Consider the following 13,174-nt stretch of genomic DNA (forward strand, 5'->3'; position numbering starts at 1 on the left):
ATCAGGGCTTTTGTACACCATACGATACAAATTTCGGGCCATTTTTTAGAAGACATTGAGCTTTTAGGGCGTTTAAACGCATGAAATGAGATAGACGAAGGGAAGTTTATCGAATCATTTCGTTTCTGATTTACTAATTATTTACGACCATTTTGATAAACCAATAATCGTAAACCATTAAACACAACCACCAGCGTTGAACCCTCGTGCCCGATTACCGCCGGCCCAATGCCCGATATGCCCAAAATAGTTAATGGTATTAAAACAGCCACCATACCCAAACTGATCACAAGGTTTTGTTTAATCACTCGGCGGGATTGGCGGCTTAGCCCAATAGCAAACGGCAGGTTATCCAGTCGATCAGCCATCAAAGCAATATCTGCTGTTTCTAAAGCCACATCGGAACCTGCCGCCCCCATTGCTATGCCAACAGTACTTTTCGCCATCGCAGGAGCATCATTCACACCATCACCGATCATGGCAACCTGCTTTTCCCTTTTGATGAGATCTTCAATTGCTTTTACTTTATCTTCAGGCAGCAAACCGCCCATAGCATCAGTGATTCCTATTCGCTTAGCAACAGCTTCAGCTACCTGCTGATTATCACCAGTTAGCATAATCATTCGCTTAATACCCAATTCTTTTAATTCAGCTAACGTCTTTTTCGCTTCTTTACGAGGCACATCCATTAAGGCTATCATTCCGATAATTTCACCGTCCTGTTCAATCAACATGGTTGTGTTTCCCTCATTCTCAAGCTTTTCAACCTGTTTGTTTATTTCATCTGATAGTTTTTTAAAAAGGCTGCGATTGCCGATGACAATCTTTTTATTGCCTACAGTAGCTTTTACGCCATGCCCGGTAACAGCTTGCAGGTTTTTAGCAGACGGAATATCTTTTTGCTTTAAACGTTCCAAACCGCCTTTAACGATGGCAGCAGCTAATGGGTGATCGCTTAGCTTTTCGACAGCAATGGCAATTTCTAAAACTTCATCTTCCGACAATTTCCCTAAAGCGACTACACCTGTTAATTGTGGCTTACCTTCTGTAAGCGTACCTGTTTTATCAAAAGCAATAGCTGTTAAGCCCCCCAATTGCTCTAATGGGCCGCCACCTTTGATGAGTACTCCACTACGTGCTGCGCGGGCTATGGCGCTCAACACGGCACTTGGCGTAGAGATCGCTAACGCACACGGACTGGCAGCAACTAATACTGCCATCGCCCTATAAAAGCTTTTACTGAACGGTTCATCAATAACGAGATAGGCGAATAACAGGATCACGACCAGGATAAGTACAGCCGGAACATAATACTTTTGAAGTTTATCCGTAAATAATTGGGTAGGTGATTTTTGCGCCTCCGTATCATTCACCAGTTTAACTAACCTGGATAGCGTGGAATCAGCTGCCAATCTTGTTACTTTAACTTCGAGTACCTGGCTGCCGTTAATTGTTCCGGCAAACACCTTGTTCTCAGCTTTCAGAGATTTATCATCATAATCTTTTTCAGGGTCGCTAACTGGGGATTTATCTACCGGTACGCTTTCACCCGTAATCGGCGCTTGGTTTACACTGCTTTCGCCTTTAATAACCGCCCCATCAGCAGATATCTTACTGTTAGGTTTAATGATGATAATATCGCCTAAAACCAATTCTTCGATAGGAACCTCGGATTCCTTGCCATCCCGGCGCACAATAGCCGTTTTTGGAGCGAGGTCGGCTAATGCGGCGATTGATTTGGTCGCTTTGCCCATTGCGTAATGTTCCAGCGAATGGCCGAAACTAAACAGGAATAACAACAATGCGCCCTCTGCCCATTGGCCCAGAAATGCTGCACCAACAGCAGCGATCAGCATTAAAAAGTCTATTTCAAACTGACCTTTGCTGATAGCCTCGAAAGCTTCTTTGGTGGTAAAGAATCCGCCAAAGAAATATCCAATGGCATATAAGATCGTACTGGTTAACGGTGGTAAAGAATGGATATATGATAGTCCGAATCCTAAAGCCAGGAACACACCTGAAAGGATCGCAAATATTAATTCGGTATTCTTGCCAAAGATGCCACCATGTTCGTGCCCCGCTTCGTTCTCGTCGTGTTGATGATCGTGCTTTTCTTCTTTTTCTTTTGCCGGTGATATATCAATCCTCGGTTGCTTTGCATCGATGGGTTTTTCTTTATGCTGTTCCTTTTTCATAGGTTCTGATTCATTATTATTTTATCAAAATTAAGCGGGCACCGCCTGCAATCGTAGTGCATTATTTCTTACATGCTGCACATAGCCCTTTTACTAAAAGGTTGATCTCCTGCCTGTCATAGCCGTCCGGTAGCATAATTTCCGGTATATGGGTTCTTGGCAGGCAATGTGTTTCTTTACAATTAATGCAATAAAAATGTATGTGCAGGTCATGGTGGCCATTGGCTGTGCAATCCGGCTGGCAGAGGGCGAATTTGGTGACTCCTGTGCCATCTTCGACCCGGTGCACTAATCCGTGTTCTTCAAAAGTTTTAACGGTTCGGTATAAAGTCACCCGATCTGTTTTTTTTAGGCTAACCTCCATGTCAGTCAGGCTTACTGCGCTGGTTTGCTTCAGCAAATAGTCCAGCACAACCAACCGCATTGCGGTTGGCTTGATCTGTTTTTCCTGTAATTGCTTTTCTAATTCCTTCATGGCTTATTCTTCTTCGCCGCTGCCTGCCGCTTTTGATTGTAAATAAAATGCCCCTTTAGTGGCGATCTGCACTCCGGCAGGTAAAGCACTTAAAGGGGTAATCTGGATATAGCCGAGTTCGGCTACACCCGTTGTAACTTCAGTTTTTGTAAAAATGGTCTTGCCATCTTTGGCATGGGTTGCGGTAATAAAAATGTATTGCTTTCCTTCCGAGCGAACTACCGCATCGACAGGCACCGCATCGGTTAGCTTGCTGCCGGTACTGATAAGCGCGGTAACATACATGCCGGGAATCAGGTTCTGATGCGCTTTGTTGTTAATGACCGCGTGAACAATTACACCTTTACTTTCATTTTCAAATGATTTATTGATTCCATTGATGGTGCCATTGATGACCTGGTTATTTTGGTTTGTCAATTGGAAGCTTACTTTCTGACCAACTTTGACCGCCATCAGGTCTTTTTCAAAAACGGTCAGATCGCAATGAATCTTGGAATTGTCTACCACTTCCATAATAGAGGTACCCGGTTGAACAAATGCGCCTGTATTTGCAGTAATCGTACCAACTGTACCGCTAATAGGCGATAAAACAGGGAATTGGGAAACGATATTGCCGCTGGTGATTCTGCCTGGGGAGACCCCCAATTGCCTTAATTGGCTTTCGTAGGCCGTAAGCCGGGAACGCTCCGCGTTGTAGGTCGCTTCTGAAGATTGAAAGGACTTACCGGTACCTGCACCTGCGGCTTTCAATTGACTCTGGCGGTCATATTCTGCCTGTACATAGGTGAAGTTGTTCTTAGCTGCCAAATAATCCTGCTGTATTTTGATTAAGTCCTGGTTTTTGATCGTTGCCAATACCTGACCCTTTTGCACTTGCTGACCTTCCAGTACGTTAATATTGCCAATGATTCCGCCCGACAGGATACTGACATCGGCTTTGTTTTGCGGTGGTACGGCCAATTGTCCATTAGCCTTGACGACGGCATCCAGGTTCTTTTGCTCAATCGGGCCTATGGTAATACCTACAGATTTCATCTGCGCATCAGATAGTTCCAATCCGTTTTCTTTATCCTTAGTCTCTGCTTTAGGGCTTTCCTTCTCTTTGTTTTCTGAACCTCCCGAACAGGAAGTCAATAGCGCCCCTGCGATCAGCAGAATGGCTCCGTATATTTTATATGCTTGATAATTCATGTTATTCTCCTCTTAAATATTGTAATTGAATAGCAGACTGGTTCAATCGGCTAACCGCTTCGACATAAGCTAATTTGGTTTGCACGGCGGCAGATATGTTTTGAATATATTCGATATAACCGATCTCACCCAGGTTAAAAGAAACTTGCGTAATGCGTAGTTGCTCATCGGCTTGTTTTAGACCTCCGCTGGTGTAATAATCGACTGCCTGCCTGAATTTTTGGTATTGCTGTATTTCCTGCTCGTATTGTAGCCGCACCTGGCTCTGCGCATTTTGATAATTTGCCTGGGCGATCTGGCCGGATATTTTCTCGGCCTTTACGCGGGAACGGTTGGCCCCATTGAAAATTGGCAACGCTACTCCGAACTGAATACCGGCGATGCGGGTACCGGGGAAATAACTACGGTCAATACCAGCCGGGTTAAATCCGGAGATCAGCAATTGTTGATTGTAGCCAAGCTTTAGGTCAGGCATTCCTTTCGATTTTTCGACCGCAATACGGGCATTGGCCACTTCAATGTTTTGTAGCTCCGCATTCACCTGCGCATTACCACTGGTATTGATGGTGTCGTTGGGTGTGGTTAAAAGCAGCGGTAATTTACTTTCTGCTATCAAAATAGGTTCATTCGTATTCAGCAGTTGCTTTAAAGCCAACTCATTGCTTTTCAGATCAGCTTGTATGCCTATTTTCAAGGCCTGCACCTCCTGGTATTTATTTTTGGCGCTGAACAATTCCAAGTTAGAAGTTTCACCGGTCTTTAACCTGACCACGGCACGTTTCACGAAACCGTTATAAATGCTGTCCTGGTAGTTTAATATGCGCAGCATTTCCCGGTTAAGGAGATAGGCATAGTAAGCATTACGGACATTACGGGTGACTTCCATGCGGGCAATATCACCAGTCCGCTCTGCAAGTATCGTTTGCTGATTTAATAACTTTCGCTGGTTTTTATATAAACCCGGCCAGGCAATATTTTGGGTGATACCGATGGCATTATCTATATTGCCCCCGCTGGTTGGGTCTTGCGTTATGGTGAGGTCGGTTTTTGGAATATCAGTACCTGATTTTTGCAGGACGCGGCTTTGTTCTACGGAAAGTCTGGCAGAGCGTATTTGCAAGTTATTGCGCAGCGCTTTCGCAATGGCGCTATCCAACGTCAAAGGTGGGTTGCCTTGCGCTTGTGAGCGACTCGGTTGTAAAAGCAACGCACCACCAATGATAAACAGTGCTACTAAGACTTTTGGCGCTTTAATGCGAATCGTTTCCTTGCGGTTGAATAAAAGATAAAGGCAAGGCAATACGAACAGCGTTAAAAATGTTGCAGTAATTAATCCCCCGATCACAACGGTAGCTAATGGCTTTTGAACTTCCGCACCGGCGCTGGATGATAAAGCCATCGGCAAAAAACCCAAAGAAGCTACCGAGGCAGTCATCAACACAGGCCGTAACCGTGTTTTTGTCCCCTCTAAGACCCTATCATAGATATTATCCCAGCCTTCTTCTTTTAACTGGTTGAAATAGCCGATCAGTACAATACCATTGAGTACCGCTACGCCAAACAAGGCAATAAAACCAACCCCGGCCGATATACTAAAAGGCATACCACGTAACAGCAAAGCAGCCACGCCACCCATTGAAGCTAATGGCACCGCCGTAAAAATCAGCAAGCTTTCTTTTATTGAACGAAAGGTTACATAAAGCAGGATCAATATAAACAGCAAGGCTGCGGGAACAGCTATAGATAACCTTGCTTTAGCTGCCTGCAAATTCTGGAATTGACCGCCATAGGTTAAGTAATAACCGGATGGTAGTTTCAAACTATTATTTAGCTTGACCTGAATTTCCTTAACAGTTGATTCTACATCACGATCCTTTACATTAAAGCCTACATAGATACGGCGCTTCCCATCTTCTCGCGAAACCTGTGCCGGTGCATCTTTGAAAGAAATGTCAGCGACCTGGCTCAAAGGCACTTTGTTACCGGATGGCAAAGGGATAAGCAGGTTTTCTACACCGGAGATATTTTCTCGTAGGTCACGGTTTAAGCGAACAACCATGTCGAAACGTTTTTCTCCCTCGAATACCACACCTGCTACGCTTCCTGCGAAAGCGGTTTTGAGGATCATATTTACATCACTTATATTTAAACCGTACTGCGCCATCTTATCACGGTTATAGGCGACCTGTATCTGTGGTAAACCGCTTACTTTTTCTACATAAGGTTCCCGTACGCCTTTAATATAGTCGATCAATTTGGCTATATTATTGGCTTGGGTCGCTAATACGTCGAGGTCGTCGCCATATATCTTTATGGCTACATCCTGGCGGATACCGGTCATCAACTCATTAAAACGCATTTGCATGGGCTGTGAAATCTCCACGTTAATGCCTGGAATAACGGATAATGCCGCTTCCATTTTCTCTGTCATTTCTTCGCAGGTTTTTGCCGTCTTCCATTCCGCTTTAGGCTTCATGGCTAACATCATATCACCCTTTTCCATCGGCATAGGGTCAGTCGGTATTTCTGAACTGCCGATACGGGTAACTGCTTGCTTTACTTCAGGAAATTGGTCTTTGAGGATTTTTTCGGCTTTGCCAAAAGTTTTAACTACTTCGGTTAAGGAAGTGCCTTGCATCATAGATATTTCAACAGTTAGGTCACCTTCTTCGAGTGTAGGAATAAATTCACCACCCATTCTGCTGAATGCCCAGATAGCTATGCCAAACAGGATAAATACGATAGTTACCGTTATTACTTTGGCTCTAAGGATTATGATTAATGCTCTTTGATAGATCCTTTGCAGAAAACCAATGATACGATCGGAAATATTGGGCTTGTGCGAAGTTTTCTTACTTAAAAACAGAGCGCTTGCCATTGGCACATAGGTAAGCGAGAGAATAAATGCCCCTAATATGGCAAAGGCGACAGTTTGTGCCATTGGTCTGAACATCTTGCCCTCAATTCCTACCAGGGATAATAATGGCAGGTAAACGATCAGGATAATGATCTGCCCAAATGCCGCTGATTTCATCAACTTACTGGCGCTGTCCCGAACCTCACCATCCATTTGTTCGGTCGACAGTTTGTCCACACCTTTTTGTTTGTAGCTGCCCGTAGTAATGTGATGGACAACACTTTCAACAATGATTACTGCGCCATCTACTATAAGGCCAAAATCAATTGCACCTAAGCTCATCAGGTTGCCGGAAACTCCAAACAAACGCATCATGGAAAAGGCAAACAGCATCGCCAGAGGAATAACGGAAGCTACTACTAACCCTGCACGAAGGTTGCCTAAAAGCAACACCAAAACAAATATTACGATTAGGGCACCTTCCAATAAATTGCGTTCAACGGTGCCTATAGCCCGGCCTACCAGTTCCGTACGGTCAATAAATGGTTCGATCACGACACCTTCAGGCAGAGACTTTTGTATCTGCACCATGCGCGCCTTAACATTGCCGATCACCTGGCTAAAGTTTTCGCCTTTCAGCATCAGGGTAACACCGGCAACTACTTCGCCCTCGCCGTTACGGGTTACTGCGCCATAGCGGGTAGCGCTGCCAAATTGTACTGTAGCGATATCACGAATCAATATTGGCGAACCTTTGCTATTTTTTACAACGATCTTGCGGATATCGTCGAGGTTTTGAACCTGGCCTAAGCCACGAATAAAATAAGCGTTGCTTTGCTGTTCGATATAGGAGCCGCCGGTGTTTTCATTGTTCTTCTCCAGTGCCTGGTATATTTCAGGAATGGTTAAGCCTAACGAATTGAGTTTATCATTATCTAATGCAATTTCGTATTGCTTGACGTACCCCCCCCAACCGCTTACCTCGGCCACGCCAACTGTTCCTGCCAGTTGTGTACGGACCAGCCAATCCTGCAATGTTCGCAGGTCAGTAGCGGTATATTTATTTTCATACCCTTTTTTGGGATGGATAACATATTGGTATATTTCTCCTAATCCAGTGGTGATGGGTGCCAAAACCGGCTCACCAAAACCTTTGGGGATGCTACTTTCAGCTTCTTTTAATTGGGCGTTAACTTGCTGTCGTGCCCAATAAATGTCCACGTTATCTTTAAATACAATGGTGATAACGGATATGCCCGAACGGGATATCGAGCGTTTCTCAATGATCCCGGCGATATTGGCCATTGATAATTCTATGGGAGCAGTAATAAACTGCTCAACTTCTTGCGCTCCGAGGCTTGGCGCTTGTGTAATGATCTGTACCTGGTTATTGGTAATATCGGGTTGCGCGTCAACCGGAAGATTGACTGCGGAGTAAACGCCCACCAGTATTAAAACCAGTGTCATAATCCCGATAGTTACCTTGTTCCTGATAGAGAACGAGATAATTTTATCAAACATAAATTGTAAAAATTAATACGAATAAGGGATAGCCTTGCAAAAGTTGATTGCAGGCGAAAACAGCTAAGAACTTCGTATTAACCTATTTGGGGGGGCTGCCAGATATTGATTGGCTGGTCTTGAATAGCAAGTGTACTATAATTGGGATATTCTCTGGTGATTGACTTCGTAAAAACTTTGATAGTGATTTTTGCTGTTAATGTTCTTGCTGTAGAGCAACAAGAGCAAGTACAAAAAGGCGGGCAGGTTTCTTGACCTCTTTCATCGTTCGCAGAATGACTTTTTTGAACCGTCACATGCATTACGCTGGCAATCATATCCTCTCTATCCTGACAAGGCAGGATGGCAAGGATTGTCATGTAGACACTGAAAATGATTGCTAAATACTTCATTCCCTGCAAAGGTAAAGAATTAATCTACTGATGTACATAGATTTATTTTTTTGCAATGGCATTGCATTTGAGCGATTATGTGAAGTTGTCGGAAACTATTAGAATTTTTAGGATTTACACAAGTTTAGCACAAATCTGATGAATTAATTTAGGATATTATTTATTAGGCAACAAAAAAGCGATTAGTGTCTTTCACCTAATCGCCTCATTTTCAAGTACTCAGAGCGGGAATCGAACTTCACTTGTAAGTCCTTAAATTGCAATGTGTTATAAACTCTTAAAAGATCATTCAACGATTTGTACAAAACTGGATTTGGCCATTAATCGTTATACTTCAAATATACAAAACTTCTGTTTGCAAAAAAACGAAAGTGAATTTATTGAAAATTTAATGATGGATATACAATATTAGTTTTTAATATTTAGGTAAAAGAATAACGACTGATAGGCTCTAATTGAACAAAAGCGAGATTGCTTTTGTGTACTCCGGCGTTAGCTTCGCCCGCAACTCTTCAATTGTCAATGTAAGCCCTCTTCGTCGATGTACCATACGATGGCAATTAGAACATAAAACTATTAGGTCGACCTTGGGATCGATCTTTCTCGATCGTCCTCCGCCTGAAGCCAGTGGTTCGATATGGTGTACCTCAATGAAATCCCTTCCCCATTCTCCATAGGCCTTCTCAAAATTGAATCCACAAACGCTGCAGCTACAACCATGAGCTTTGTATGCATCTTCTCTCAAAGATGGCTTGCGCTCGTATCTAAATGATGTTACTACAATACGGCCACCCTCGGTCTTTGAAAATACTTCATCATTCCTCTCCGACTCTTGTATAGCTTGAAGATCAATAAAAACCTTGTTAGCAACTTTTTTACCTACGAAAACCTTGACATACTCCCACACATGTGTTCGCTCAAGGTTTCCGAACTTTTCCATGATCGCTTGAGAAACCTTCGTTAGCGGACTTGGTCTTCCTTGCTTGTCCTTCCAGCCAGCTCGCTCGGAACCTTGAATATGACTATCAAAACCATCGCGCGCATTGTTCAAAGTATTCTGGAATTCCATAATTGTCCTTCCAGCGTTCAAGTTTTCATAGAACAATCTATATGCTTCATTCCATTTGGCCACCTCGAGTTCTTCAGGTGGATTAGTCTTGCCATTTGTATTATGCCCGAATTTCGATAGAAAAAAAGCGACTAAACACAGTTCAGGAGATCGATCGATCATATCAGTTAGCGATAAGTAAGTTTATAAAAAAATCTCTATACACTATGATTGATTTCATCATTTTTCGTGTGCTGTAAATAGATTGTAAAAAGTGGCTATAGAAGTAGCCGAAACAGTAGAAGTATAACTAAAAATCTTAACAAGCTCGTGCTCATACCCTTGAAGATAATCTCTAAAAAATGTCTCTGAACAAACCCAATCACCCACGAATAAAAAAAGGAGATCGGACAAGGATTTAAGAGGCTCTGTGTTTTTGAGATGATCATAGAAATATTTGAGCGCAAGTTCATCCTTTTCATGTGCTCCAACAACCACATCTAACTTGTTCTTCTCTTTTGATGGGACGATATGGACAAATATATCAGCAAATGGGTCCAGAACATTGAACCGGAAATGATTTGCACGTTTCAGATGAGTTATTTCGTCTGGTTCATAACTGAACAATTCGCTGCCAGCCACTCCGAAATAAGGAAATTCAAGGACGTTAAAAATAAAACAGCCCTTTGGATAGGCAATTTCATCGAGTAACTGTTGTTCGTACGATGCGACGCTCAGCAAATTATATTCAAACTGCGCGCTATGTCTTTTAGCCAACTGTACGCCAGTCTTGGTCGAACCCTTATGTTCCTGATAGAACATACAATACGCCTCACGTTTATTCGTTTTCTTTAGCTTTTCATTAAGCAACGAACGATACGATAATAACAACTGATTATGATAGTTCTTCGTGTCCATTGTGGCGCTATCAACGGGGCTGAAGATCGTATGGTCATGTCCGTTGCAAAGTCCGTGAAATGTGGAAACATCTCTTACACCTGTCTGCCTGAACATAAGACCTCCGGTTATCCACAGGTTCACTATCAATGTTCTTAAATGGCCATCTTCTGAAAACGATCCGATAAGAGCCTGTGACACACAATGATTCTTTACGGTACGTTCTCTGCACCCTGGAATTGAACATATCCTGACCTTACGACCCGCTGATAAATTGAGCTGTTCAAGTCTACCTATGAGCTTACGGTCCATATTCAAGTTTATAAATTAAGTATCCACGAATACACATCGATCCCTTATGGTATTAGGTCTTTGAAGAAACCGAAAACCTCATCGACCAGTACCGTTCTATCCAAGCCCAGGTTCATTTCTTCGCAGGCTGTTTCCGAGACCAAAGCACAAGAGAAGCAGGCCGCTAAGTTTAGGTCGAACAGACCCTGGCCCTCCGATTCCCAACATAAAGGATCCGAAGAGCAATCGATCGATCTGGATAGCCCCTTCTTGACCAAAGCTGTTAGGTTAATCGGTTGCCCTTGCCAGACCAAGCCCCCCATACTGCCTTCTGACCCGTCAGCCGTGTAGATCAACACTCCATTCATATTTAGTCGTTCGGAAATGTATAGTCGTTCTTTTAGACTGGCCGTCGGATAGCCGCACGAGAACTCCAGTTCCCTCATCATCATATGGGAAAAACTATGTACCAAGAAATGTTTCCAGCCGTTATCCCTGATCTTTTGTTTGAACGTCGTACCCTGACTGCCCGGCGTTACATCCTGCGCAAAGCGATGGAAGCGTGCGATCAATGTTTCCTGATACCTTTCCGCCCATGCATTGATCGCCTCATCATTGAACTGGAAGAATAGACCCTCGCCCAAAGAAGCATTGGCCGGCAATACCAGCAGCTCATTATCCTCAACAGAATAAATATCCTGCCCATCGGTCGATTCGACGATCTCATTATTACGCCGTATCCTTTCTTTTGGCTTGACCCGAGTGAAGTCCAATTGTACTTGGGTAACCCGAAGCTCTTCTATCTGCTGTACCTTGCTAAAGAATGCACTAAGCTCAGTCGGTAGATCGATGTCCTTGAACTTTAGATCCTGCAGTTCGACCTCTTCGAGTCCATTCTTGGTAAAGCATTGATATTCCTGCCAGCGATATTGTTCATGCAGGTCTAGCCCCTCGTCATTATCGGCGTCAACTCCTAAGAAAGCATCACGAACCTTCGCGAGCAATGCCTGACGGTCCGGTACTACGATCGCATTCGCATCAAGGAAACCTTCGTTAAGATAAAGATTACAGAACTGCTCTTTAGCTAACGATGGGAACAAGCTATGCATTCGTTCCAAGGTTTGAAGCGCCAAACGCTCCTCCGGCGACGAGGGATCGATCAACCGTTCCGGAATATAGATACTCGAAAAACCATTCGCATAATAGATATTATTACCTGTTACCAGGGCCACCTGCATCTCTTCACTACGTTGACCAGCCCCAGCTACTGTACACCTTTCAAAAGGGATCGCATGCGAGTCGCCCTCGATCTGTATCTCCCAAGGCTTGTGACCCGGACATATTGGTTTTAAGTTATTGATTCCTTCCAGGTTAACCTTAGGTTGACCTGTTCCGCCGCTACCCATTTGACAGTTCAAACATTCTATGAAGATACTGCCATAACCCTCCGAGCGTGTCTTGCTTTCCGTCCAGCGCAGTTTCGGGTTCGGACAGCATGGCTCACAGGACTGGTCATTGAAGAGGTCAGCTCCCTTATCGGTCTGCTGGTTACGAAGGTGTATTAATATCTCCGTGCGCCAACGCAGGAACTTCTGCCAAGGTATGTCAGAGATGTGGCCATTAGGACAGATCAGGGCCAGGTTGATCTGGGTCAACGGTTCATAGATCGTTTGCTCGTAAGGAACTTTATCTGCATTAAGGAAACGCTTCCGCAGTTCCACCCCGTTCACCTTGACCGCGTGGTCGGCATCCCGAGGCGGAACGAAATGGTCCAGCGGATGGCGCCTACTGGCCCATAGGGCCCGCCATTGCTGATAGTTCTTCAGGTCACCGTTGTTGTTGCGGAACCATTTCGGGAAATGCGTACCAAGGACCATGAAATCCTCAGCAACGGCAGTTTCACCGTTGTTCCGCAAGAGCTGGTTAACCGGATGACGGCTCCATTTCGGCGAGTTGAACTGGTCATCCAGCGAGATATCAGGGATACCGATCAGGCAGATCAGTTCGCTCAATCCTTTTTCCTCCCGCAGGAACGCCACGAAGCGCGCATCGTCCACGAAATGAACACCCCGTCTGGCCAATGCCCTTCTGGACCGTTCGTAACGCTTCCGATCATCCGGTTCTTCCGCATGTATCTCGGCAACTACGGCCTGCGCTCTTTGCATGAACCGCCATTTGTTGACGTCCGAGACCAGGATATAAAGGCCCATACGCGTAGTGATGATTGATCCCACACCTGCTGTCGAGGACAACAATTTATATTTACCGATCCCTTGGTTGTATTGGTAGTTCCTATAGATGTCCATC

At 44.3% G+C, this 13,174-nt stretch carries 8 protein-coding genes; all 8 read right to left on the reverse strand.

Features of this window, described 5'->3' with window-relative positions:
- Positions 1–137 precede the first annotated feature (137 nt).
- The 8 genes from DEO27_RS03235 to drmB all read right to left on the reverse strand — a co-directional run bounded on the left by DEO27_RS03235 (position 138) and on the right by drmB (position 13,173).
- The gene (locus DEO27_RS03235) at positions 138–2,195 is read right to left on the reverse strand and encodes a heavy metal translocating P-type ATPase (RefSeq protein ID WP_112569677.1); all 2,058 of its coding nucleotides are present in this window, start codon (positions 2,193–2,195) and stop codon (positions 138–140) included.
- 61 nt (positions 2,196–2,256) lie between these two features.
- A complete protein-coding gene (locus tag DEO27_RS03240; protein WP_112569679.1) occupies positions 2,257–2,670 on the reverse strand; it encodes a Fur family transcriptional regulator in 414 nt (137 codons plus the stop codon).
- A 3-nt stretch (positions 2,671–2,673) separates the two neighbouring features.
- Positions 2,674–3,861, reverse strand: coding sequence for an efflux RND transporter periplasmic adaptor subunit (locus DEO27_RS03245; protein WP_112569681.1), 1,188 nt, complete (start codon positions 3,859–3,861; stop codon positions 2,674–2,676).
- A 1-nt stretch (position 3,862) separates the two neighbouring features.
- Positions 3,863–8,239 carry a CusA/CzcA family heavy metal efflux RND transporter gene (locus tag DEO27_RS03250; protein WP_112569683.1) on the reverse strand — a complete coding sequence of 1,459 codons (4,377 nt, stop codon included), beginning with the start codon at positions 8,237–8,239 and terminating at the stop codon, positions 3,863–3,865.
- A 77-nt stretch (positions 8,240–8,316) separates the two neighbouring features.
- The gene (locus DEO27_RS03255; protein ID WP_112569685.1) at positions 8,317–8,631 is read right to left on the reverse strand and encodes a DUF6660 family protein; all 315 of its coding nucleotides are present in this window, start codon (positions 8,629–8,631) and stop codon (positions 8,317–8,319) included.
- A 451-nt stretch (positions 8,632–9,082) separates the two neighbouring features.
- The gene (locus DEO27_RS03260; protein ID WP_112569687.1) at positions 9,083–9,862 is read right to left on the reverse strand and encodes an HNH endonuclease; all 780 of its coding nucleotides are present in this window, start codon (positions 9,860–9,862) and stop codon (positions 9,083–9,085) included.
- A gap of 57 nt (positions 9,863–9,919) precedes the next feature.
- Entirely contained in the window at positions 9,920–10,888 is a 969-nt protein-coding gene (locus tag DEO27_RS03265) for a hypothetical protein (RefSeq protein ID WP_112569689.1), read from the reverse strand.
- A 44-nt stretch (positions 10,889–10,932) separates the two neighbouring features.
- Positions 10,933–13,173 (reverse strand): DUF1998 domain-containing protein, encoded by a 2,241-nt coding sequence (gene drmB / locus DEO27_RS03270; protein WP_112569691.1) that lies wholly within the window; start codon positions 13,171–13,173, stop codon positions 10,933–10,935.
- Position 13,174 lies beyond the last annotated feature (1 nt).

The organism is Mucilaginibacter rubeus, assembly GCF_003286415.2.
GTDB classification, from domain to species: domain Bacteria; phylum Bacteroidota; class Bacteroidia; order Sphingobacteriales; family Sphingobacteriaceae; genus Mucilaginibacter; species Mucilaginibacter rubeus_A.